This is a genomic window from Escherichia marmotae, assembly GCF_002900365.1.
Taxonomy (GTDB): domain Bacteria; phylum Pseudomonadota; class Gammaproteobacteria; order Enterobacterales; family Enterobacteriaceae; genus Escherichia; species Escherichia marmotae.
The window spans coordinates 2,665,868-2,689,041 of the sequence record NZ_CP025979.1 but is presented as its reverse complement, the minus strand read 5'-3'; the positions used below and the strand labels follow the sequence as shown (position 1 = coordinate 2,689,041).

The following is a 23,174-nucleotide window of genomic DNA, read 5'->3' as shown; positions in this document are numbered from 1 at the left end:
TAAGCCTCCGAATTATCCTTTACTGCTTCTGGCGTCATCGACATGGCACTCTGCGCCGCTGCACTGGAAATAGAGAGGCAGTCGTCCGCCGTAGTCGTTGACATACGTCAGTACCGGCGCACTTCCCAGATCGGATGCGCGGCCTTTCATCTCCTGACTGGTTGCGGGAGGCATCACCAGCGGTTCAAAGCCTGTGATGGGCTGACCGCCTTTCTGTGTGCTGGCGGAGCTGATAATGACGTAATAACTGGTTGGGTTTTTGACCAGGTAATGATCTCCCTGGCGACTCAGAGTGACCTGATGTTGCCAGGGATGCTCAGGATCGACCTTTTTGGCTAGCGCGGCGGGGCGATAGAACAGTTTGATACGCGTTTGCAGCGCAATTTGCAGCGAATTGGGTTTATCGCTTTTCGGCGGAATTTCTCGCACATTAAAGTAAAACAGCGTCTCTTTATCCTGCGCTAAGGTGCTAATGTCAGGCATCCCCTGCACTTTGACCTGCCCTTCCGTTTTCGCCTCAATGCGCTGCACGGGCGGCAGAACAGCCAGTGGCGAGGTGATTTTCTCGCCTTTTTCGTTTTCAACCCACGTCTGCGCTAAATAGGGCAGGGTTTGGCTGTCATTTTTGAGCGTCACGCTGATCGATTTCTCGCCGCCTTTATAGACCAGACGCGTGCGGTCTGGCGCAATGGCGGCCTGCGCGCAGGAGGTAAAAAAGAGAATTGCGCTCAGACAAGAAATATTCGTCTTCCACATCCCTGGTGCGTAAATGTTGTTATTTACCATGTTCCCTGTTCCTGAATAATTAATAGGCGTTGTCTGATAATGCTTCTGGTTTAGCCGACGGCGTAATGCGCTGTGTCTGCTCCTGGATAATCGGTTTTATCTCCATGGCAGGGCGCGGTTTATCCGGGTTGGCTAACTGACACGGCAATAACAAACCACTAAATAGGTTTTTCGGTAACGGGTCAGGCAATGAGACGTCACACTGTTTTTCGTCTGACCAGTAAACCTGTAAGTTTTCACCCGCTTTTACGCCAGCGAGATAGACATGCCCGTCGTCATCAACCAAGCCGATTTGCTGCTGGTGGCTGTTTTTAACTTCCGCGCCAAAGGGGGGATAGTCGCCATTTTCCATGCGCAGAACGGCCATCGCTTTTTCACCGCTGATCACGCCAAATTCGCGATAGCCAATCGCTCCTTCAGTAAGAGTGGCCTGCACAGTGGATTGCGTTGCCTCGGCATTTTCAGGCAATTGATTGATATCAATGCGAATTTTGTTGCGATAATAGTCACTGACGTCCGTCAGAACGGCCTTACCGAACCTATTGGAATAGACCGGAGAGTTGTAGCCGCCGATGGGGACATCAGCGACGCCGCCGGTATCGACCAGAATACGGCTGCCGCCAGAGAGATTCGTGCGGTGCAATGCCCCACCTTTTGCGGTTAACGTTGCGCCGCCACGCATCGTCAGGCCCGCAGAGGTGTAATCGCCTTCCTGATAGTTTGCGCTGACGTCCACGTCCGCATAACTCCCTTCATGGCTGTAGAACCCTTCAGCCCGGGTGTTATTGCCGGACTGGCCCAGACTTAATTGATAGTTGCTGCGATCGTTCAGGCGCTGGTAATAACTGACCTGGCTGGAATTGTCGTCGTCGCTAAACATGCCGTTGTAGCTGATGGACTTATCGTTGCCCCAGGGGATCATCAGTGAAACATAGACACCATCGTCGGATTCATTGTCATATTCACTGCGATAAGCGGTCAGAGAGAGGCTCATATTCTTCATTGAACCGATATCAAAATAGTGAGAGACCATGAGGTTGTAGTTGTTCTGGTCTCCTCTGTCCCAATATGTCCGGCGGTTCCAGGTCAGGTAAACGTTGAGCGCGGGGTCGCTAAAATTCTGGCTATAGCTGACGGTGTACATCTCTTTATCGTGGCCTGCACGGACGTTGTCATCATGCAGCGCATCGAGATATTCGCTCATCGTCATGTAGTTTTCTTCGGAAAACCGATAACCGGCAAAGGTAAAGCGGCTGTTTAACTGATCAAAATCTTTGGCGTAGCTGATGCGATAGGAGTTCCCCTGGAGAGTACCGTGTCCATATTCGCCCGCTTCCGGGAGTTGAGTTCGTGAATGGGTGACGTCAAGGGCGAGTGCTCCCAGTACCGCCATATCGCGGCCGATACCAATGGCGACGGCCTGATAATGTTCTTCACCCACAGCACCGCCGTACAGCGACCAGTTATTGGCAAAGCCCCATGATGCTTCACCAGCGGCAAACGCGTTACCTTCAGCGTGATGGTTCCAGTCCTGTGGACGCCCCACCGTGCCTTTGTAACGCACCATGCCCTGGCGGGTTAAAAAGGGAATGGAGGCGGTACTGACGTCATATTCCTGAACCTGGCCGCTTTGCTCTTCAATGCGGACATGTAAATCGCCGGATACGGCTTCGTTGATATCCTGAATATGGAATGGGCCAGCAGGAACCTGTGACTCATAAATAACGCGACCTTGCTGCGTTACGGTGACTTTCGCATTGGTACGCGCGACGCCAGAGATGTCCGGTGCATAGCCACGCAGGTTTGGCGGAAGCATTTGATCATCGGTTTGTACGCTGGCACCGAGGTAGTTAAAGGTGTCGAAGATATTCGAGGCAAGAGCGTCTTCACCGAGCGTCAGTTTTGCCCCAAGGCCGGGTAATGCACGCCATGCGTAATAGCGGCTCCATTCCCAGTCACGCAGATCTTGCCCTTCACTGTCGCTGGTATTCAGATAACTGGCCTGCCAGTCAGCACGTAAGCGCCATGCGCCCAGGTTACCGCCAACAGTACCATTCGCCGTGATGTCATGTTCATCGACGCCATCATTCTGCTGATGGCGAACCTGAGCATTCATGTTGTAATCGAATATCAACCCGGGAATACCTTCATCCCAGCGCGAGGGCGGATCCCATTCTGCGTCGGTATATTCCAGCCAGGCCTGGGGGATCGTCACCTCAAGCTGGGACTGACTTAAATTTGCCTGTATTACCATGCCTTCAATCTGGCCCGGTTGCAGGCATTGGCCGTCTTTAATCCATTGTAATGTTTCGACTAATTCTGGTTTTAGTCCCAGCTTTGATATGATATCGGGAGAAAGACAAGGGAAGCTGTTACTCGGGTCATCCTCTTTAGGATACCAATGAATGTCATTCTCCTCGGCCAGAGGATATTTATTTACGACAACCTGCAAGTTGTAATTTCCCGGAAGGACATAACCTTTTCGGGAGAATTTTCCTAAATCAATTTTTGTCCCATTCTTTACGTCAAGAAATTGGGTGTTAAATTCAACAGCCTCTTCTGCATTGCTTTTCCCGGAGAGACCGGTCAGCGTCATCATGATTGCCAGACTTAATATTCGTAAGCGGAAAGGGGCATGGTGTTGCATCAGATAAACCGTCCTGATAATAACAATAATGAGTGTTTTTAATTTTTATTAATGCCCTGACATTCCTTGTTCAGGGCATTGCACTTATTACAGCGGGTAAATTACAGGTAGCTAATCTGGAAATTAACCTGGCTATTGAATTCGCCAATATCAATTGTGCCAGTTGCGTCGCCTTTCACCCATGCGCTGAAATCGACTTCCTGGTTAGGCAGGCCTTTGGCCGGTGTGTTTCCATCCATCTGCAGTTTGGTTTCTGACGCAGTACCCAGTTTGAGTGCTGCACCTTTGCTGGTTCCGATAACAATGCTGGCCCCTTTCATTTCACCGCTGGACCCCATCAGAGCCAGGTTGCCCGGGTTGGCAGTTGATTCGTTACCTGCTGCGCTGAACACCGTGGACATTTTGGTTTCAGTGGTGAATACGCAGTGTTCCATACGGATTTTGAACGGCACAGCCGTGGAGGATTTGCCACCAGTCAGAGAACCTGTACCGATATGGCCGAGGTTAACGGTCTGATGTTCGTCACCCACTACAATGGAGCACGGAGAGTCTTCAATCGTACCGATAAAATTGACTGTGCCGGTATTGCTGCCCACCGCATTTGCATAAGATGAAAATCCCATAACCATCGCCGTTGCCAGTGCAGCTTTTACTAACTTTTTCATTATTTGTCCTTAAATTTAAATGTGAATAAGCACTGTTTTCCGTTAACAGTTAACGTGAGAGCCGTGCTTGCGCTTTAAATTTTTATAGGGGCTATTAATAAATATATTATTTATTTTTGTATTTGGGTCTAAATAAAATATTGTTTGCTGACTTTTTTGTTGAATAACCCACGCATAAATAATTTACCCGAGGTAAATATTAATGCGGAAAGTCTACGGCGTTATTTAATATTATGGTAAATCTTTTTTTGTGGTTGATTATCAGATTAGTACCTGATTAATGATTTAATATATGTTATTCATGTTGTGAATTTAATTTGTCGTAAGGGTATTCTTAATTGTTGGGAGATAGATGCTTTTTTCGCTTAAAAACCGAACGGCTATTTTGCATTTTAATGTAATCTATACTATTTATTTCTACTTTGAATATGTTGGCATTAATATTTTATTAAAAATTAATGAGAATAACATTCACGCTGTGAATTGTTTTATCAATAATGATGTTTTTTAATTAGGTTTAATTAATGATTTTTTACCACTGTATTTATTACGACTCCATTTATTAAGTGAGATATTCAAATTTATTGTCAGGGGGGAAATACTTTCAGACACAGAGTGTAATTTTCAGGAGAGAGATGTTTCGGGGGAGGGCTTCAGCCCTATCACCGGCCAGATAAAACGGATGATGATAGAGCCGTGAGAGGTTTTTGTTATACTTCCAGCCAGTTCATGATCCCGTCAGCAGCTTTGCGGCCTTCGGCAATTGCCGTTACCACCAGGTCTGAACCTCGCACAATGTCACCACCGGCGAAGATTTTCGGGTTGCTGGTCTGGAAGGCGTTGTCGCTTCGCTCTGGAGCGATAATGCGGCCCTGGGGATCCAGTTCGACGCTGTGTTGTGCCAGCCATTCCATGCTGTGTGGACGGAAACCAAACGCCATGATCACCGCATCTGCCGGAATGATATGTTCAGAGCCTGCGACAATCTCCGCGCGGCGACGGCCTTTAGCATCGGGTTCGCCCATTTCGGTACGCACCATTTTCACGCCGCTGACTTTGCCGTTGCCATTTACTTCAATACCCAGCGGCTGGACGTTGAATTTGAACTCCACACCTTCTTCCCGCGCGTTTTTCACTTCGCGACGGGAACCCGGCATGTTCTCTTCATCACGACGATAGGCACAGGTGACGTGCTTCGCTCCCTGGCGCACGGAAGTGCGCACGCAGTCCATCGCGGTGTCGCCGCCGCCAAGTACCACTACGCGTTTGCCTTCCATGCTGACGAACGGTTCTTCATTGGTTTCGCCAAAGCCCATTAACTGTTTGGTGTTGGCGATGAGGAACGGCAGCGCCGCGTACACGCCGTCGGCGTCTTCGTTTTCCAGTCCACCGCGCATTGACTGATAGGTCCCGACACCGAGGAACACTGCATCGTAATCGTTCAGTAGATCGTCCAGTTGTACGTCACGACCCACTTCGGTATTGAGTTGGAACTCAATGCCCATGCCGGTGAAGATTTCACGGCGGCGCGTCATCACCTCTTTTTCCAGCTTGAAGGCCGGAATGCCAAAGGTCAGCAGACCGCCGATTTCCGGATGACGGTCGAAGACGACAGCTTTCACACCGTTGCGCGTTAACACATCCGCACACGCCAGCCCCGCCGGACCTGCGCCGATAATCGCCACTTTTTTACCGGTCTGTTTTACGCCAGACATATCCGGACGCCAGCCCATTTCGAACGCTTTATCATTGATATAGCGTTCAATGTTACCGATGGTCACCGCGCCAAATTCATCATTCAGGGTGCAGGAGCCTTCGCACAGGCGATCCTGTGGGCAGACGCGTCCACACACTTCCGGCAGGGTATTAGTTTGATGCGACAGTTCTGCCGCTTCAAAAATCCGCCCCTCGTTGGCGAGCTTCAGCCAGTTCGGGATGTAGTTGTGTACCGGGCATTTCCATTCGCAGTATGGGTTGCCACACGACAGGCAGCGGTCAGCCTGCGCTTTGGCCTGGCCTTCGGAAAACGGCTCGTAAATTTCGACGAACTCAATTTTGCGGATCTTCAGCGGTTTCTTTGGCGGATCAACGCGCTGCAGGTCGATAAATTGATAAACATTCTGACTCATTGTTGCTACCCCTTACTGCGCCTGCACGCGCAACTCTGCTGCACTACGACTACGGTGACCCAGCAGTGCTTTTACATCACTGGACTTCGGTTTAACCAGCGCGAATTTGCTGGCGAAGGTTGACCAGTTAGCCAGGATCTCTTCACCACGCTGGGAACCGGTGTGTTGCACATGCTCGGTGATAAGACCACGCAGATGCTCTTCATGGATTGCCAGGGAGTCAACGCTTAACACTTCCACCAGTTCCGGGTTAACGCGTTTGCGGAAATCACCACTTTCGTCGAGAACGTAAGCGAAGCCCCCGGTCATGCCTGCGCCAAAGTTAACGCCGGTTTTACCCAGAATACAGACGATACCGCCGGTCATATATTCACAACCGTTGTCGCCAATGCCTTCTACCACAGTGATAGCACCAGAGTTACGCACACCGAAACGTTCTCCTGCACGGCCTGCGGCATACAGACGACCACCGGTCGCGCCATACAGGCAGGTGTTGCCGATAATGCTCGCCTCATGGCTGCGGAAGGCTGAACCCACGGGTGGACGAATGGCGATTAAGCCGCCTGCCATGCCTTTACCAACATAGTCGTTAGCATCGCCAGTCAGATACAGCTCCACGCCGCCTGCGTTCCACACGCCGAAGCTCTGACCCGCGGTGCCGTTGAAGTACGCTTTGATAGGATCGGCTGCCAGCCCCTGATCGCCGTGTGTTTGCGCGATGTAGCCAGAGAGTGATGCGCCCACGGAACGGTCGGTGTTGCGAATATCGAACCAGAAGGTTTTGCTCTGGCGCTCATCGACAAACGGTTTCGCCTGTTGCAGCAACTGCGCGTTGAGTATGCCGTTATCAAACGGTGGGTTTTTCTCAGTGCAATAGAGCGCTTTACCCGGATGTGGCTCGGCGGTCTCCAGCAGGCGAGACAGCTCCAGTTTCTGTTGTTTTGCTGTGTAGCCGTCCAGTTCTTTGAGCAGGTCGGTACGACCAATCAGATCGACCAGACGTGTTACACCCAGTTGCGCCATCAGCTCGCGGGTTTCACGGGCGATAAACTCAAAGTAGTTAGTCACTTTGAACGGTAAGCCGTGATAGTGATTCTTACGCAGTTTTTCGTCCTGAGTTGCTACGCCGGTGGCGCAGTTGTTCAGGTGGCAAATACGCAGGTATTTACAACCCAGCGCCACCATCGGACCGGTGCCAAAGCCAAAGCTTTCCGCGCCGAGAATTGCCGCTTTGATGATATCAACACCTGTTTTCAGGCCGCCATCAACCTGCAAACGAATTTTATGGCGCAGGCCGTTAGCCACCAGTGCCTGCTGAGTTTCCACTAGGCCCAGTTCCCACGGGCAGCCTGCGTATTTCACCGAGGAGAGCGGGCTTGCGCCGGTGCCGCCGTCATAGCCCGCGATGGTGATTAAATCGGCATACGCTTTCGCAACGCCGGTTGCGATAGTCCCGACGCCTGGTTCAGAAACCAGTTTGACGGAGATCATCGCTTTCGGGTTAACCTGTTTCAGGTCGAAAATAAGCTGCGCTAAATCCTCGATAGAGTAGATATCGTGGTGTGGCGGCGGGGAGAGCAGCGTTACGCCCGGCACGGAGTAGCGCAGTTTGGCGATATACGGCGTGACTTTATCGCCAGGTAACTGACCACCTTCGCCCGGTTTCGCGCCCTGAGCGACTTTAATCTGAATCACGTCGGCGTTAACCAGATACGCCGGGGTTACGCCGAAGCGGCCAGAAGCGACTTGTTTGATACGTGAGACTTTATTGGTGCCGTAACGCGCCGGATCTTCACCGCCTTCCCCGGAGTTAGAGTTACCGCCGATGCTGTTCATCGCTTCCGCCAGCGCTTCGTGGGCTTCCGGGCTTAATGCGCCGATAGACATCGCTGCGGTATCGAAGCGTTTAAACAGTTCACTGGCTGGTTCAACATCAGCAATGTTGACCGCATCATCACCCGGAGTAATCGCCAGCAGATCGCGCAGTGTCGTTGCCGGACGCTCGTTAACCAGCTTCGCGTATTCCTGATAGTCGCTGTACTCGCCACTCTGAACTGCCTGTTGTAGTATGCGCACGACGTCCGGGTTGTAGGCGTGGTATTCGCCGCCATGCACGTATTTTAACAAGCCGCCCTGGCTGATGGGTTTACGCGCCAGCCAGGCACGTTTTGAAAGATTCAGCAGATCCTGCTGGAAATCTTCAAAGCTCGCGCCGCCAATGCGGCTGACTGCGCCCTGGAAGCACAGGCTCATCACGTCATCGTGCAGACCGACTGCTTCGAACAGTTTCGAGCAGCGGTAAGAGGCGATGGTGGAGATGCCCATTTTGGACATGATTTTGTACAAGCCTTTGTTGATGCCGTTACGGTAGTTCAGCATCACGGTACGATAGTCTTTGGCAATCGCATGGGTGTCGATTAAGCGTCCCAGCGTTTCATAGGCAAGGTACGGATAAATGGCGGTTGCACCGAAGCCCAGCAGCACAGCGAAGTGGTGCGGATCGCGGGCGCTGGCGGTTTCGACGATGATGTTGGCATCGCAACGCAGGCTTTGATCGACCAGACGGGTCTGGATCGCGCCAACCGCCATCGGAGCCGGAACTGGCAGGCGATCTTTACCGATATTTCGGTCTGAAAGTACCAGTAGCACGGTGCCGCTACGTACCATTTTTTCGGCTTTATCGCACAGCTCTTTAACCGTCGCTTCAAGCGTGGTTTTGCTAACGTCAAAGGTGATATCCAGCGTATCTGCGCGATAGTGCTCCTCTTTCATGGTCGTGAGCTGTTTGAAATCGGAGTAGAGCAGAATTGGCGATTTAAAGCTTAAGCGGTGCGCCTGGCCTTCTGCTTCGCAGAAGACGTTCATTTCACGACCGATGCTGGTGGCGAGCGACATGACATGCGCTTCACGCAGGGGGTCGATTGGCGGGTTAGTCACCTGGGCAAATTGCTGACGGAAGTAGTCGTAAATAATACGCGGCTGGCTGGAGAGCACGGCGAATGGGGTGTCGTCGCCCATCGAACCGACGGCTTCCTGGCCGTTTTCGCCCAGTACGCGGATCACGGAATCCAACTCTTCCGCGCTGTAGTTAAACTGTTTCTGGTAGCTGGCAAGCGTGTCGTCGTCCAGTTCGCGACTCCCCACTTCTTCATCAGGCAAGTCTTCAAACGGCACCAGACGGCGGACGTTTTTCGCCATCCACTCTTTGTACGGATGGCGGCTTTTCAGGTCATCATCGGTTTCCGCCGAGTGCAGAATACGCCCACTGCGAGTGTCGATCACCATCAGCTCACCTGGCCCGACGCGGCCTTTTTCCACCACTTCATCAGGCTGATAATCCCAGATGCCGACTTCAGAGGCGCAGGTGATCAACTTATCTTTGGTGATGACGTAGCGTGCCGGACGCAGACCGTTACGGTCGAGGTTACAGGCGGCGAAACGACCGTCGGACATCACGATGCCCGCCGGGCCATCCCACGGCTCCATATGCATGGAGTTAAAGTCGAAGAACGCGCGCAGTTCCGGGTCCATATCCGGGTTGTTCTGCCAGGCAGGTGGCACTAACAGACGCATGGCGCGGATGATATCCATCCCACCCGCCAGCAGCAGTTCCAGCATGTTATCCATCGAGCTGGAGTCGGAGCCGGTTTCGTTCACAAACGGTGCTGCGTCGTGTAAATCGGGGATTAGCGGCGTCTGGAATTTATAAGTACGGGCACGCGCCCACTGACGGTTACCGGTGATGGTGTTGATTTCACCGTTATGTGCGAGGTAACGGAATGGCTGCGCCAGTGGCCAGCGCGGCACGGTGTTGGTGGAGAAGCGTTGATGGAACAGGCAGATAGCTGATTCCAGACGCAGATCCGCAAGATCCAGGTAAAAGCGCGGCAAATCCGCCGGCATACACAGACCTTTATAGATGTTGACCAGATTCGACAGGCTACAGATGTAGAAGTCTTTATCGGATTCGAGACGTTTCTCAATGCGGCGACGGGCGATAAACAGACGGCGCTCCATATCGCGCGGACGCCAGCCAGCCGGAGCGTTAACGAAAATTTGCTCAATGCGTGGCAGAGAGGAGAGGGCAATTTCACCCAGTACGCCTTCGTTGGTGGGGACATCACGCCAGCCCACAATCGACAATGTTTCGCGTTGCAGCTCTTCTTCAATGATGCGGCGTGCGGCAGCGGCGAGTTCGGGATCTTTATTCAGAAAGATCATCCCGACGGCGTAGTTTTTCGCTAAACGCCAGCCGCGTTCTTGCGCAACGATGCGAAAAAAGCGATCCGGTTTTTGTAACAGCAAGCCGCAACCGTCGCCGGTTTTACCATCAGCGAGAATCGCGCCACGGTGCTGCATGCGGGCCAGTGCGTGTATTGCCGTACGCACTACCTTGTGGCTAGGTTCGCCTTCTATGTGGGCGATCAGGCCGAAACCACAGTTGTCCCTCTCAAGGGATTTATCGTACAACATATCGTGAACCTCCCCCAGGCTCTGCGGGAACCCCACTTCCGAACCGTAACGCACGGGCACAGAAAGAGCGTGGCGACGGGGGTTGCGTTTCATACGCTTACCTCGCATTCGCCCCCTTTTTTTGTCCTTTTCGCATCGGTTAATACGGTGAAGAGGGGATCTCAATTACTGCATAAATATGATGAGCAGGCTGCTCATCCAGAAAGCTTCCAGCGGATTTCCAACTTATCGGTAAAGGCGACACAGGTCAAATGGCAAGCTTATTGGTATAGAAATGTGCTTTAGCGCAAAAATATTCATTAATTTATTGAAATTAAATGAAATATCTTATTTTGAATTAAAGTGGGGTGAAAAAGGAAAACGTTGAGTTCCTGACTACTATAGAGGCGTGTTAACCCTTATCCTGCCTTGAACTGACGCTTAAACCAGCATTTTATACTGCATTGAGAGATAAAGGCGTTTCATACTACTGTTTTTGTTTAAAATCCATTAGCGGATAAAAAAATCCGACGCAAGATAAGGAAAAGTAATTAATACGATATTGCATTAAATTTCAGTAATTGTGATTGAATATGCAGTTGGTAAAGGCAGGCCAGGGCGATTGATCCAGGTCATCGCGGAATTGAGCTAAAAATGGCAGGCTTTGGCCTCTTTTCAAGGCGCGGTCTATCAGATTATGCAGTTACAGAAATTAGTCAATATGTTTGGTGGAGATCTTACCCGTCGTTACGGGCAAAAGGTGCATAAACTGACGCTGCACGGTGGTTTTAGCTGCCCGAATCGTGATGGCACCATCGGACGCGGTGGCTGCACATTCTGTAATGTTGCCTCGTTTGCCGACGAAGAACAGCAACATCGTTCTATTGCCGAACAACTGGCGCATCAGGCAAATTTAGTTAATCGCGCGAAACGCTATCTGGCTTACTTTCAGGCTTATACCAGCACCTTTGCGGAAGTTCAGGTACTGCGCTCTATGTATCAGCAGGCGGTGAGTCAGGCCAATATTGTCGGTTTGTGTGTTGGCACCCGCCCGGACTGCGTACCGGATGCTGTGCTGGATCTGCTTTGCGAATATAAAGATCAGGGTTATGAAGTGTGGCTGGAACTGGGACTGCAAACCGCTCATGACAAAACGCTACACCGTATTAACCGTGGCCATGATTTCGCCTGTTATCAACGCACGACGCAACGGGCACGTGAACGCGGGCTGAAAGTGTGTTCGCACTTAATTGTCGGCCTGCCGGGTGAAGGACGCTCTGAATGTCTGCAAACGCTGGAGCAGGTGGTGGAAACCGGTGTTGACGGCATAAAACTGCATCCGCTGCATATCGTGAAAGGCAGCATTATGGCGAAAGCATGGGAAGCGGGGCGTTTGAACGGTATTGAACTGGACGATTACACGCTGACAGCGGGAGAAATGATCCGCCATACACCACCGGAAGTTATCTATCATCGTATTTCCGCCAGCGTCCGTCGCCCGACGCTACTTGCCCCACTGTGGTGTGAAAATCGCTGGACGGGAATGGTCGAGCTGGATCGCTATCTTACTGAACACGGCGTGCAGGGATCGGCGTTGGGACGCCCGTGGATGCCACCTTCCTCGTAGTTAATCTGGGGAATTCCGCATTTCTCACACAATTTTCAGCGTAACTGTCAGAATTGGGTATTATTGTGGCAGGTTGTCGTGAAGGAATTCCTTAAATGAAGCAAATTCGTTTGTTGGCGCAGTACTATGTTGACCTGATGATGAAGTTAGGTCTGGTGCGCTTCTCAATGCTACTGGCGCTGGCGCTGGTGGTGCTCGCCATTGTGGTTCAAATGGCGGTGACCATGGTGCTGCATGGTGAAGTTGAAAGTATTGATGTTATCCGTTCCATCTTCTTTGGTTTGTTGATTACACCGTGGGCGGTTTACTTTCTTTCGGTAGTGGTGGAGCAACTGGAAGAATCACGGCAACGTCTGTCCCGGCTGGTGCAAAAGCTGGAGGAGATGCGCGAGCGCGATCTGAGCCTCAACGTACAACTGAAAGATAATATTACCCAGCTTAATCAGGAAATTGCCGTTCGTGAAAAAGCAGAAGCTGAATTGCAGGAAACCTTCGGTCAGTTGAAAATTGAAATCAAAGAGCGCGAAGAGACGCAGATTCAGCTCGAACAGCAATCCTCATTCTTACGTTCCTTCCTTGATGCTTCACCCGACCTGGTTTTTTATCGTAACGAAGATAAAGAGTTTTCCGGCTGTAATCGCGCGATGGAGCTGCTGACCGGGAAAAGTGAAAAACAACTGGTGCATCTGAAGCCTGCTGATGTTTACTCGCCGGAAGCCGCAGCAAAAGTCATTGAAACCGATGAGAAAGTGTTCCGTCATAATGTGTCGCTGACCTATGAACAGTGGCTGGATTATCCGGACGGGCGCAAAGCCTGCTTTGAAATCCGTAAAGTGCCGTACTACGACCGTGTAGGTAAACGCCACGGTTTGATGGGCTTTGGTCGCGACATTACCGAGCGTAAGCGTTATCAGGATGCGCTCGAACGCGCCAGCCGCGACAAAACTACTTTTATCTCGACAATCAGCCATGAGTTGCGTACGCCGCTGAACGGTATCGTTGGATTAAGTCGTATCTTGCTGGATACGGAACTCACCGCTGAGCAGGAAAAATATCTCAAAACTATCCATGTTTCCGCCGTCACATTGGGGAATATCTTCAACGATATTATCGACATGGATAAGATGGAGCGGCGTAAAGTTCAACTTGATAACCAGCCGGTTGATTTCACCAGCTTTCTTGCCGATCTGGAAAACCTCTCCGCATTACAGGCACAGCAAAAAGGGCTGCGTTTTATTCTGGAACCGACGCTGCCGTTGCCGCATCAGATCATTACCGACGGCACACGTTTACGCCAGATCCTGTGGAACTTAATCAGTAACGCCGTCAAATTCACTCAGAAGGGGCAAGTGACCGTTCGTGTGCGTTATGACGAAGGGGGCATGTTGCATTTTGAAGTGGAAGATTCTGGCATCGGTATTCCGCAGGATGAGCTGGATAAAATTTTTGCTATGTATTACCAGGTGAAAGACAGCCACGGCGGTAAACCTGCCACCGGCACCGGTATTGGTCTGGCGGTTTCTCGTCGGCTGGCGAAAAATATGGGGGGGGATATCACCGTCACCAGCGAACAAGGGAAAGGTTCAACCTTTACTTTGACGATCCATGCACCGTCGGTGGCGGAAGAAGTGGATGATGCGTTTGACGAAGATGATATGCCTTTACCGGCGCTGAATGTGCTGCTGGTAGAAGATATTGAACTGAACGTTATTGTTGCACGCTCGGTGCTGGAAAAGCTCGGCAATACTGTCGACGTAGCGATGACCGGTAAGGCGGCGCTGGAGATGTTTAAACCTGGCGAATACGACCTGGTGTTGCTGGATATTCAGTTACCGGATATGACCGGACTGGATATCTCTCGTGAACTGACGAAGCGTTATCCGCGCGAAGATTTACCGCCGCTGGTGGCTTTAACTGCCAATGTGCTGAAAGATAAACAAGAGTACCTCAATGCCGGAATGGATGATGTGCTGAGTAAGCCGCTTTCTGTGCCGGCGCTAACTGCGATGATCAAGAAATTCTGGGATACCCAGGATGATGAGGAAAGCACGATGACGACAGAAGAGAGCGGTAAATCGGAAGCATTGCTTGATATTCCTATGCTGGAACAGTATCTCGAACTTGTAGGGCCGAAGCTGATCACTGACGGGTTAGCGGTGTTTGAGAAAATGATGCCGGGTTATGTGAGCGTGTTGGAATCGAATCTGACGGCGCAAGATAAAAAAGGCATCGTCGAGGAAGGCCACAAAATTAAAGGTGCGGCGGGGTCAGTGGGGTTACGCCATCTGCAGCAGCTTGGTCAGCAGATCCAGTCTCCCGATCTTCCTGCGTGGGAAGATAATGTTGGTGAATGGATTGAAGAGATGAAAGAAGAGTGGCGTCACGACGTAGAAGTACTGAAAGCGTGGGTTGCGAAAGCTGCTAAAAAATGACCCCGGCTAGACCGGGGTGCGCGAATACTGCGCCAACACCAGGGAAATCTTGGCTGCGCCGTAAATTATTATGATGAGTTACAAGGGCGCAGCACTGTTTTTCAGGCCGCACGCAGTTAAGATAGCAAATCTTAAATGATTTGTTACATGAATCAGTTAAATGTGTGATGCGTAGCATTCTTATTAAAAAGATTAATGTGTTTCAGTCAGTTGCGAAAGGATGATCACAATGAAGAAAATTGGCGTAGTTCTGAGCGGGTGCGGTGTCTATGACGGTTCTGAAATCCATGAAGCGGTTTTGACGTTATTAGCAATTTCACGCAACGGTGCGCAGGCGGTCTGCTTTGCGCCGGATAAGCAGCAGGTTGATGTTATCAACCATTTAACTGGCGAGCCGATGGCGGAAACGCGCAATGTGTTGATTGAAGCAGCACGTATAACGCGTGGAGAGATCCGTCCTCTGGCTCAGGCCGATGCCGCCGAACTGGATGCGTTGATTGTGCCAGGTGGTTTTGGTGCGGCGAAAAATTTAAGCAATTTTGCCAGCCTTGGCAGTGAATGCACCGTTGACCGTGAATTAAAGGCGCTGGCGCAAGCGATGCATCAGGCAGGTAAACCGCTTGGCTTTATGTGCATTGCCCCGGCGATGCTGCCTAAAATTTTCGATTTCCCGCTGCGTTTGACCATTGGCACAGATATCGATACCGCAGAAGTGCTGGAAGAGATGGGCGCAGAGCATGTGCCGTGCCCGGTCGATGATATCGTTGTTGATGAAGACAATAAGATTGTCACTACACCAGCGTATATGCTGGCGCAGAACATTGCGGAAGCGGCGAGCGGCATTGATAAGCTGGTTTCCCGCGTGCTGGTTCTGGCTGAATGAGTAAAAGCCGCTTAACGGCGTTCGGTTTCGTCCGCCGTTTTCTTCTGCGGTTAGTGGTTGCCCTTGCCGTGTTCTGGGGTGGGGGCATCGCGTTGTTTAGCATAGCGCCAGTTCCGTTCTCGGCGGTAATGGCTGAGCGTCAGGTGAGTGCCTGGTTGCATGGTAACTTTCGTTACGTGGCGCATTCTGATTGGGTTAGTCTGGATCAAATCTCGCCATGGATGGGGCTGGCGGTGATTGCCGCAGAAGATCAGAAATTCCCCGACCATTGGGGCTTTGATGTGGCTTCTATTGAGAAAGCGCTGGCGCACAATGAACGCAATGAAAACCGCGTTCGCGGCGCATCAACAATTTCACAGCAGACAGCCAAAAATCTCTTTTTATGGGATGGGCGTAGTTGGGTACGAAAAGGGCTGGAAGCCGGGTTAACATTGGGGATAGAAACGGTCTGGAGCAAAAAGCGTATCCTGACGGTTTACCTGAATGTAGCCGAATTTGGTGAAGGGGTATTTGGTGTTGAAGCCGCAGCGCAACGTTATTTCCATAAACCTGCCAGCAAACTCACCCAGTCGGAAGCGGCGTTACTGGCTGCAGTACTACCCAACCCACTCCGTTTCAAAGTCTTCGCACCATCAGGCTACGTGCGTAGCCGTCAGGCGTGGATTTTGCGGCAAATGCATCAATTAGGCGGTGAGTCGTTTATGCGACAACACCAACTATATTAAGCTTCGTGCGAAGTGAGTGAGAGTTTCTTGTTCTCACAAGATAGCGTCTCTTTCTGCAGCGCAACAGCTAGCGCGGGTTGCGCGATAAAACGTTGCCACAATCGCTTTTGCTTACGTTGACAACACCACTTCGACCAGGTCGCCAGCGGAATCCACGTGCTTTCACCAATGTTGTCACAGACGACGGGAATAATTTCTGACTCGCTGATACGGTGGCAGAGGATATTCTGCGGCTTCAGCGACATCGTCACGATGCGATTATCCTGCAAATAACGCTTCAGGTGTTTCAGTAACTGGCGCAGTTGCGCGATATCTTCTTCGTAACGGCATTGTTTAGCAAATTCGGTCAATGTAATAGACGGCTTGCCATCAAAATCGGCAATGACATCGTAGACATAACCGGTTCCGCAATCAGTCTCAACTGTACCGTGATAGCGTGGAATACCGCTCCAGTCTTTCAAACGACGACCAAGGTGCGCATAGTACTTTAACTCGCGGCGGATCTCTTTATCGCCACCGTCGCCACGGTGGTAGACAATCTTGATACAGCGTTGGGCATCTTCCGGATGCGCGTAACATTTCCGATGTCTTCCGGTGCCCAGGGGACTTTGTTCAGATAAGCGAATCATGCCATCTCCTGGAAATATTTTCTGACAGTCTCCAGTATGGGGGCTTAACTTAAACGAAACCTAAACAAGGCTTTTTAAGGTTTTCTTAAGGTTTTGTGTGTATGGAAAAGCGCACGAAATGTACAAATGACGTTCATTGATGACGATTTCAGTACGCGCTTTTCTTATTGCCCTGAAGGGCTGAGGAGGGGGAATTTAAATGTCAGAGGGATGAAGATTAATCTTCATCGAAACCGGAATTAAAGAGAGCAATAACCGCAGCCAGCGCTTCGACTTCCTGTGGGCCTGTCGCTTCGACTTCAATCTGTCGTCCTTTGGCAGAGTCCAGCATCAAGAGCGCAATAACGCTGTTGGCTTCAGCCTCGGTGCCTTCGTCATTACGTAACAGCACTTCAGCGTCAAAACCTTGCATTAGTTCAAAGAGTTTCATAGCAGGCCGGGCATGCATGCCCAGCTTGTTAGTGATTTCGACAGTTTGCTTGACGGTCATGGTTTGCGTTTTTCCAGCGTGCGATGGCGTGACTGGACGTTTTTACCGCGTGAGCGGAAGTAGTCTGCCAGTTGTTCTGCAATATACACCGAACGGTGCTTCCCGCCAGTACAACCAATGGCGACCGTCAGGTAGCTACGGTTGTTGGTTTCCAGCATAGGTAACCATAGCTCAAGATAGCTGCGCGTCTGGTAGATGAAATTGTGTACTTCTGTGTGACGGTCGAGGAACGCAGCGACAGGTTTATCAAGGCCGGTCATCGGACGCAGTTTCGGGTCCCAGTGCGGGTTCGGCAGGAAACGCACGTCAAAGACATAATCCGCATCAATAGGAATGCCGTGCTTGAAGCCGAAGGACTCAAAGACCATCGTCAGTTCACGCTCGCGTTTACCCAGCAGACGGGTACGCAGCATTTCCGCCAGCTCGTGAACGGACATTTCTGACGTATCGACAATCAAATCCGCCCGCGAACGCAGTGGCTCCAGCAGATCGCTTTCTTTGTCGATAGCGCTCTCCAGCGACAGATTTTTGCTGGAAAGTGGGTGCAGGCGGCGCGTATCGCTGTAACGGCGTATTAACGTGTTACGGTCGGCATCCAGGAACAGCAGTTGCGGTGAGAAAGCATCAGGCAGGTTGCTCATCGCCTGTTCGAATATTTCTGGCGACTCCGGCATATTACGAACATCAATGCTGACGGCGGCAGAAATCTCGCGATCGGCCAGGGTACGGGCCAGATCGGGTAACAACACCACGGGAAGGTTATCCACGCAGTAAAAACCCATATCTTCCAGCGCACGCAGGGCGACAGATTTACCTGAACCCGAACGTCCACTGACGATCATCAGTACCATGTACTGTTTCTCCTCACAACGTCTAAAAGAGACATTACAGAATAACTACGCTTCATCCGGAGTACCTTCGGTATCCGTAATGATTTGATACAGCTCTTCATCGCTTTGGGCTGCGCGTAAACGGCGGCAGATGGTTTTGTCCGCCAGACGTTTCGCCACCAGCGAAAGAGTATGCAGATGCGTTTTGGTTTGGTCAGCCGGTACTAGCAGGGCAAAAAGCAAGTCAACCGGTTGGTTATCGATGGCATCAAAAGCGATAGGCGTTTCGAGCTGAACGAAAACGCCAACAGCACGCAGAGTATCTTCTTCCAGTTTGCCATGCGGAATTGCAATACCATTACCAATACCGGTACTGCCCATTTTTTCCCGCGTCAGGATAGCTTCAAAAACCACCTGAGGCGGCAGGCTAAGTTGTTTCGCCGCCAGTTCGCTGATGATTTCCAGTGCGCGTTTTTTGCTCTGGCAGTGGACGCGGCTTCGCGTACATTCCCTGTTAAGAACACTGCTAAGCTGTAGAGTTGTATCATTATTTATCATAATTTCACCTAAGAGCCTGTCCACTCAAACAGTGGAACAAGCTCGGAGCATTAACCGTACAAATGGCCCGTTGTGCCACACAACAGGCCACCATGCACTTGCTAATCGCCCGGACAATTAGTGTTGTTTCAATTTATCTTTATGTTTAGTCAGTTGGCGTGCCAACTTATCGATTAAGCCATCAATGGCAGCGTACATGTCCTGACCTTCCGCGCTGGCATGAATTTCGCCACCGTTTACATGCAGTGTTGCATCTGAGGTATGGGTGACTTTCTCCACTTTCAGAACAACATAGACCTGGTTGATTCGGTCAAAATATTGCTCAAGTTTGGCAAATTTTGAGGTAACAAATTCTCGCAGGGCCTCGGTGATCTCGACGTTATTTCCGGTAATGTTGAGCTGCATAGTGTCTTCCTTATCGGTTGGGTCAAACGAGCTGTTTACGCTGGTTTGACGGCGGAATGGATAAAGACTCTCGGTACTTCGCAACAGTGCGGCGTGCCACCATGATACCTTGTTCCGACAGCAAAGAAGTTAACTTGCTGTCGCTCAACGGTTTCGCTGGGTTTTCCGCCGCGATTAATTTTTTCACCAGCGCGCGAATCGCCGTGGACGAGGCTTCGCCGCCGCCCTCGGTATTGACGTGACTGGAGAAAAAATACTTCAGTTCAAAAATGCCTCGTGGACTATGCAGGTACTTTTGCGTGGTCACGCGAGAGATCGTCGATTCATGCATTTCGACAGCCTGAGCGATATCAGCCAGTACCATCGGTTTCATATATTCTTCGCCTTGCTCAAAGAAGGCTTGCTGCTGTTCAACGATACAGCGACTCACGCGCAGTAGCGTATCGTTACGGCTTTCCAGACTCTTAATCAACCATTTGGCATCCTGCAGATTGCTGCGGATAAACTGGCTATCGCCATCATTGCGTGTGTTATTACACATTGAGGCGTAGTGCTGGTTAATTTGTAGCCGTGGAATGCTGTCGCTGTTGAGTTCAACCGTCCACTGACCGTTATGCTTGCGTACCAACACATCTGGAATGACATATTCCGGTTCGCCGGTCTGGATCGATTGACCAGGGCGAGGATCGAGCGACTGGATCAAGTTGACGGCTTCTTTCAGCACATCTTCTTTCAGGCGTGTTACGCGCATCAGTGTGCGGAAGTCGTGATTTGCCAGCAGATCGAGGTGATCGCTAATGATGAGTCTGGCCTCTTCCAGCCACGGCGTAGTTTTGTCGAATTGGGAGAGTTGGATCAGCAGACAGTCACGCAGATCTTTCGCTGCCACGCCAACCGGATCAAAGCGTTGGATTCGTTTGAGGACAGCTTCAACTTCATCGATGTCGATCTCTTCATCGCCCATACTTTCGAGAATATCTTCCAGTGGAACGGTGAGATATCCCGTGTCATCAACGGCATCGACAATCGAGGTGGCGATGGCGCGGTCAGTGTCAGAAAATGGCGTCAGCTCAACCTGCCACATCAGATAATCCTGCAAGGTCTGCGTCGTTTCGCCCTGATAGACCGGTAGCTCGTCGTCGATGTAGTCACCGCTGGTGCCGGATGGCGTACCGGCGGTGTAGATGGTATCCCAACTGGCATCAAGCGGCAGTTCTTCCGGCATCTCTTTTTGTTCGAGCGCGTCAGCAGTGTCTAACGTTTCGCTGTCTGGCGTTTCGTGAGTGTCGATTTCATCATGAGTGTCGATTTGCTCAAGCAGTGGATTACTTTCCAGCGCCTGCTGCAGCTCCTGTTGAAGTTCCAGCGTGGACAACTGCAACAGACGAATTGCCTGTTGTAGCTGAGGCGTCATCGCCAGTTGCTGGCTAAGCCTGAGTTGCAAACCTTGCTTCATGTTCAGAATCGTACTCTCCTGCTAAAACGTCGCGAGCTTCTACCCTATCAGAGTCTGAAGTCTTCCCCAAGGTATACACGCTTAACATGTTCGTCTTGTAAGATTTCTGTCGGCGTGCCGTGGGCGATTAAATGTCCCTGACTGACGATATAAGCACGTTCACAAACAGCCAGCGTTTCACGCACGTTGTGGTCGGTGATAAGTACACCCAGGCCGCTGTCGCGTAAATGCTCAATGATGCGTTTAATGTCGATGACTGAGATCGGGTCAACCCCGGCAAACGGTTCATCGAGCAGGATAAATTTCGGATTTGCAGCCAGCGCGCGGGCAATTTCTACACGACGGCGTTCACCACCGGAGAGCGATTGACCCATGCTGTCGCGCAGATGCTCAATGTGAAACTCTTCCATCAATTCGTTCGCACGATCTTCACGTTGTTCAGCGGATAAATCGTCACGAATTTGCAGTACTGCCATCAGGTTATCGTAAACGCTAAGACGGCGGAAAATTGAAGCTTCCTGCGGCAGATAGCCGATACCGCGACGCGCGCGCGCATGCAGCGGCAGCAGGCTGATATCGTCATCATCAATAATGATGTTGCCCGCATCGCGCGGCACAATACCGACGACCATATAGAAAGTGGTGGTTTTACCGGCACCGTTTGGCCCCAGCAGCCCGACAATTTCCCCGGAGTTAACGGTCAGGCTGACGTCTTCCACCACGCGGCGACCCTTGTAGGCTTTTGCAAGGTTCTTTGCTGTTAATGTTGCCATAACGAATTAATTACCCTTCTTCTGCGCCGGGGTCTGGCCTTTGTTGTTTTTGTCCTGCAACTGCGACGGCACCAGAACGGTGGTTACGCGCTTGCCTTTATCGCTGAAAGCCTGCATTTTCTGCTCTTTCACCAGATAAGTAATTTTATCGCCCGTTATATTGCTATCGACCTGCTGCAGATAAGCATTACCGGTCAGGATGACAAAATCTTTCGCCAGTTCGTAATGCATCTGGGAAGCGTGACCTTCGACTGGTTTACCGTTGTCCTGCATCTGATAGAACGTTGCCGGTTTACCGTAGCCGTCAATCACTTCTTTACCTTGTTCGCCGCCCGGACGAGTAACGACCACTTTATCGGCATTAATTTTGATGGTGCCCTGGGTAACGATGACATTACCGGTAAAGGTGACCACGTTGCCTTGCATATCAAGAGATTGCTGATCCGACTCAATGTGAATCGGCTGGTCAGTGTCTCCGGTAACGGCAAATGCCGGAATACTGGCGGCCAGAAGTGAGCTGGCAAGCACAAGATTAAGGCTGAGTTTGTTTGTTTTGAATTTCATAGGATGTTCTAACCTTTTCAATCAGCTCGGCGTTCTTGCTGCGTAAGTTGCCGCGCATTTTCAGACCGCTGGAGTTAAATGTTGTTCCGTATAACGTGACGAGGTCTTCAGAGGTAACATCCTGCGTCACCAGATTGATCTGCGCGTTATCCGTCGTGATTCTGCGAAGTTGAGAGTCCGGCACGAGTGCGTTGACTTCAACGTGTCCATATAAATAGAGCATCCGATCATTAGTCAGCTTGGCTTTATCCGCTTTTACCGACCATGTCGGGATTTTATCCTTATCAAACGTGGTAAGTACCGGTTGCGTAAACCACGAAACGGCCTGATCGGAATAATATTCAATGTGTTGAGCAATCAATCGATAGCTTAGCGCCCCTTCAGGGTTATAGACGAGTGTGTCCGTATGCTCGCTTTTATAGGTGGGATCATTGTTGTTGACGACCACCTGGGCGGTATCGTCTTTCTCGGTCATGTTAATGCCGATCATCACCAGAACCGCCAGTGATAACACAATGATAACCCAACGTCTGGCTTTACTCATATCGATAGCCCTTTGGCTTCATCCAGTTTGCCCTGCGCCAGGAGTAATAAGTCGCAAACTTCACGAACTGCGCCACGACCACCAGCAGTGCGCGTCACGTAATCAGCGCGCGGAATCAACAGCGGATGTGCATCAGCCACAGCCACGCTTAAGCCTACTTTTTCCATTACTGGCCAGTCGATGAGATCATCCCCAACGTAAGCCACGTTTTCCGGGGCGATCGCCAGTTTTTCCAGCAGATCGCTAAAGGCGATAAGTTTGTTCGACTGCCCCTGATACAAATGGGTAATTCCCAATGTGGCACAACGATCTTCTACCAGTTTAGCCTTTCGCCCGGTAATGATGGCGACTTCAATATCAGAGGTGAGCGCACAACGAATGCCATAACCGTCCCGAACATTGAACGCTTTAAGTTCTTCGCCGTTGTTGCCCATATAAATCAGGCCATCTGACAGCACGCCATCGACGTCGAGAATTAGCAGACGAATGTTCTCCGCTTTTGCCATAACGTCGGCGCTGACAGGGCCGTAACAGGTCTCAAGCGACGTACCTGCTTTGCTCATTGTTGTTTATCCTTGA

General features: G+C 50.9%; 19 protein-coding genes. 4 read left to right on the top strand and 15 right to left on the bottom strand.

Annotation, left to right across the window (positions count from 1 at the left end; genetic code table 11):
• Positions 1–12: 12 nt before the first annotated feature.
• From C1192_RS13835 to gltB, 5 genes are all read right to left on the bottom strand, one after another.
• Positions 13–756 (bottom strand): fimbria/pilus periplasmic chaperone, encoded by a 744-nt coding sequence (locus tag C1192_RS13835; protein WP_029329883.1) that lies wholly within the window; start codon positions 754–756, stop codon positions 13–15.
• Positions 757–805: 49 nt separating this feature from the next.
• On the bottom strand, positions 806–3,433 hold the full coding sequence (locus tag C1192_RS13830; RefSeq protein WP_038354550.1) for an outer membrane usher protein: 2,628 nt from the start codon (positions 3,431–3,433) through the stop codon (positions 806–808).
• 101 nt (positions 3,434–3,534) lie between these two features.
• A complete protein-coding gene (locus tag C1192_RS13825; RefSeq protein ID WP_000737522.1) occupies positions 3,535–4,098 on the bottom strand; it encodes a fimbrial protein in 564 nt (187 codons plus the stop codon).
• Between the two features lie 710 nt (positions 4,099–4,808).
• Positions 4,809–6,227 carry a glutamate synthase subunit GltD gene (gene gltD / locus C1192_RS13820; protein ID WP_000081688.1) on the bottom strand — a complete coding sequence of 473 codons (1,419 nt, stop codon included), beginning with the start codon at positions 6,225–6,227 and terminating at the stop codon, positions 4,809–4,811.
• A gap of 12 nt (positions 6,228–6,239) precedes the next feature.
• On the bottom strand, positions 6,240–10,700 hold the full coding sequence (gene gltB / locus C1192_RS13815) for a glutamate synthase large subunit (RefSeq protein WP_052462995.1): 4,461 nt from the start codon (positions 10,698–10,700) through the stop codon (positions 6,240–6,242).
• Between the two features lie 676 nt (positions 10,701–11,376).
• Between gltB and mnmL the strand changes: the two genes are divergently transcribed.
• From mnmL to mtgA, 4 genes are all read left to right on the top strand, one after another.
• On the top strand, positions 11,377–12,306 hold the full coding sequence (gene mnmL, locus C1192_RS13805; protein WP_038354558.1) for a tRNA modification radical SAM protein MnmL/YtqA: 930 nt from the start codon (positions 11,377–11,379) through the stop codon (positions 12,304–12,306).
• Positions 12,307–12,401: 95 nt separating this feature from the next.
• Positions 12,402–14,738: an aerobic respiration two-component sensor histidine kinase ArcB gene (arcB, locus tag C1192_RS13800; RefSeq protein WP_000809746.1), complete on the top strand. Its 2,337-nt coding sequence runs from the start codon at positions 12,402–12,404 to the stop codon at positions 14,736–14,738.
• A gap of 229 nt (positions 14,739–14,967) precedes the next feature.
• Complete coding sequence (gene elbB, locus C1192_RS13795; RefSeq protein WP_001517169.1) at positions 14,968–15,621, top strand: isoprenoid biosynthesis glyoxalase ElbB; 654 nt, start codon at positions 14,968–14,970, stop codon at positions 15,619–15,621.
• Positions 15,618–16,346 carry a monofunctional biosynthetic peptidoglycan transglycosylase gene (gene mtgA, locus C1192_RS13790; protein WP_016249249.1) on the top strand — a complete coding sequence of 243 codons (729 nt, stop codon included), beginning with the start codon at positions 15,618–15,620 and terminating at the stop codon, positions 16,344–16,346. Before elbB ends, mtgA begins: the two co-directional genes overlap by 4 nt.
• On the opposite strand, the gene yrbL is transcribed toward mtgA, so the two are convergent.
• From yrbL to kdsC, 10 genes are all read right to left on the bottom strand, one after another.
• On the bottom strand, positions 16,343–16,975 hold the full coding sequence (yrbL, locus tag C1192_RS13785) for a PhoP regulatory network protein YrbL (RefSeq protein WP_001517167.1): 633 nt from the start codon (positions 16,973–16,975) through the stop codon (positions 16,343–16,345). The two genes, mtgA and yrbL, sit on opposite strands and share 4 nt — an antisense overlap.
• 217 nt (positions 16,976–17,192) lie before the next feature.
• Complete coding sequence (gene npr, locus C1192_RS13780) at positions 17,193–17,465, bottom strand: PTS phosphocarrier protein NPr (protein ID WP_000216792.1); 273 nt, start codon at positions 17,463–17,465, stop codon at positions 17,193–17,195.
• Positions 17,462–18,316 carry an RNase adapter RapZ gene (gene rapZ / locus C1192_RS13775; protein ID WP_000243741.1) on the bottom strand — a complete coding sequence of 285 codons (855 nt, stop codon included), beginning with the start codon at positions 18,314–18,316 and terminating at the stop codon, positions 17,462–17,464. Before rapZ ends, npr begins: the two co-directional genes overlap by 4 nt.
• Before the next feature lie 45 nt (positions 18,317–18,361).
• Complete coding sequence (ptsN, locus tag C1192_RS13770; protein ID WP_000609336.1) at positions 18,362–18,853, bottom strand: PTS IIA-like nitrogen regulatory protein PtsN; 492 nt, start codon at positions 18,851–18,853, stop codon at positions 18,362–18,364.
• Positions 18,854–18,970: 117 nt separating this feature from the next.
• The gene (gene hpf, locus C1192_RS13765; protein ID WP_001176602.1) at positions 18,971–19,258 is read right to left on the bottom strand and encodes a ribosome hibernation promoting factor; all 288 of its coding nucleotides are present in this window, start codon (positions 19,256–19,258) and stop codon (positions 18,971–18,973) included.
• A 22-nt stretch (positions 19,259–19,280) separates the two neighbouring features.
• A complete protein-coding gene (rpoN, locus tag C1192_RS13760; protein WP_000809027.1) occupies positions 19,281–20,714 on the bottom strand; it encodes an RNA polymerase factor sigma-54 in 1,434 nt (477 codons plus the stop codon).
• Positions 20,715–20,761: 47 nt separating this feature from the next.
• Positions 20,762–21,487, bottom strand: a complete 726-nt coding sequence (gene lptB, locus C1192_RS13755) for an LPS export ABC transporter ATP-binding protein (protein ID WP_000224099.1) — start codon at positions 21,485–21,487, stop codon at positions 20,762–20,764.
• Positions 21,488–21,493: 6 nt separating this feature from the next.
• Complete coding sequence (gene lptA / locus C1192_RS13750) at positions 21,494–22,051, bottom strand: lipopolysaccharide ABC transporter substrate-binding protein LptA (RefSeq protein WP_000669775.1); 558 nt, start codon at positions 22,049–22,051, stop codon at positions 21,494–21,496.
• Positions 22,020–22,595 (bottom strand): LPS export ABC transporter periplasmic protein LptC, encoded by a 576-nt coding sequence (gene lptC, locus C1192_RS13745; RefSeq protein ID WP_038354549.1) that lies wholly within the window; start codon positions 22,593–22,595, stop codon positions 22,020–22,022. Before lptC ends, lptA begins: the two co-directional genes overlap by 32 nt.
• Positions 22,592–23,158 carry a 3-deoxy-manno-octulosonate-8-phosphatase KdsC gene (gene kdsC / locus C1192_RS13740; protein WP_038354548.1) on the bottom strand — a complete coding sequence of 189 codons (567 nt, stop codon included), beginning with the start codon at positions 23,156–23,158 and terminating at the stop codon, positions 22,592–22,594. The genes lptC and kdsC overlap by 4 nt, the downstream gene beginning before the upstream one ends.
• Positions 23,159–23,174: the final 16 nt, after the last annotated feature.

Excerpts from the sequence above, each read along its gene's own strand:
- C1192_RS13835 (WP_029329883.1), bottom strand. The coding sequence starts at position 756 with ATGTGGAAGACGAATATTTCTTGTCTGAGCGCAATTCTCTTTTTTACC.
- C1192_RS13830 (WP_038354550.1), bottom strand. The coding sequence starts at position 3,433 with ATGCAACACCATGCCCCTTTCCGCTTACGAATATTAAGTCTGGCAATC.
- C1192_RS13825 (WP_000737522.1), bottom strand. The coding sequence starts at position 4,098 with ATGAAAAAGTTAGTAAAAGCTGCACTGGCAACGGCGATGGTTATGGGA.
- gltD (WP_000081688.1), bottom strand. The coding sequence starts at position 6,227 with ATGAGTCAGAATGTTTATCAATTTATCGACCTGCAGCGCGTTGATCCG.
- gltB (WP_052462995.1), bottom strand. The coding sequence starts at position 10,700 with ATGTTGTACGATAAATCCCTTGAGAGGGACAACTGTGGTTTCGGCCTG.
- mnmL (WP_038354558.1), top strand. The coding sequence starts at position 11,377 with ATGCAGTTACAGAAATTAGTCAATATGTTTGGTGGAGATCTTACCCGT.
- arcB (WP_000809746.1), top strand. The coding sequence starts at position 12,402 with ATGAAGCAAATTCGTTTGTTGGCGCAGTACTATGTTGACCTGATGATG.
- elbB (WP_001517169.1), top strand. The coding sequence starts at position 14,968 with ATGAAGAAAATTGGCGTAGTTCTGAGCGGGTGCGGTGTCTATGACGGT.
- mtgA (WP_016249249.1), top strand. The coding sequence starts at position 15,618 with ATGAGTAAAAGCCGCTTAACGGCGTTCGGTTTCGTCCGCCGTTTTCTT.
- yrbL (WP_001517167.1), bottom strand. The coding sequence starts at position 16,975 with ATGATTCGCTTATCTGAACAAAGTCCCCTGGGCACCGGAAGACATCGG.
- npr (WP_000216792.1), bottom strand. The coding sequence starts at position 17,465 with ATGACCGTCAAGCAAACTGTCGAAATCACTAACAAGCTGGGCATGCAT.
- rapZ (WP_000243741.1), bottom strand. The coding sequence starts at position 18,316 with ATGGTACTGATGATCGTCAGTGGACGTTCGGGTTCAGGTAAATCTGTC.
- ptsN (WP_000609336.1), bottom strand. The coding sequence starts at position 18,853 with ATGATAAATAATGATACAACTCTACAGCTTAGCAGTGTTCTTAACAGG.
- hpf (WP_001176602.1), bottom strand. The coding sequence starts at position 19,258 with ATGCAGCTCAACATTACCGGAAATAACGTCGAGATCACCGAGGCCCTG.
- rpoN (WP_000809027.1), bottom strand. The coding sequence starts at position 20,714 with ATGAAGCAAGGTTTGCAACTCAGGCTTAGCCAGCAACTGGCGATGACG.
- lptB (WP_000224099.1), bottom strand. The coding sequence starts at position 21,487 with ATGGCAACATTAACAGCAAAGAACCTTGCAAAAGCCTACAAGGGTCGC.
- lptA (WP_000669775.1), bottom strand. The coding sequence starts at position 22,051 with ATGAAATTCAAAACAAACAAACTCAGCCTTAATCTTGTGCTTGCCAGC.
- lptC (WP_038354549.1), bottom strand. The coding sequence starts at position 22,595 with ATGAGTAAAGCCAGACGTTGGGTTATCATTGTGTTATCACTGGCGGTT.
- kdsC (WP_038354548.1), bottom strand. The coding sequence starts at position 23,158 with ATGAGCAAAGCAGGTACGTCGCTTGAGACCTGTTACGGCCCTGTCAGC.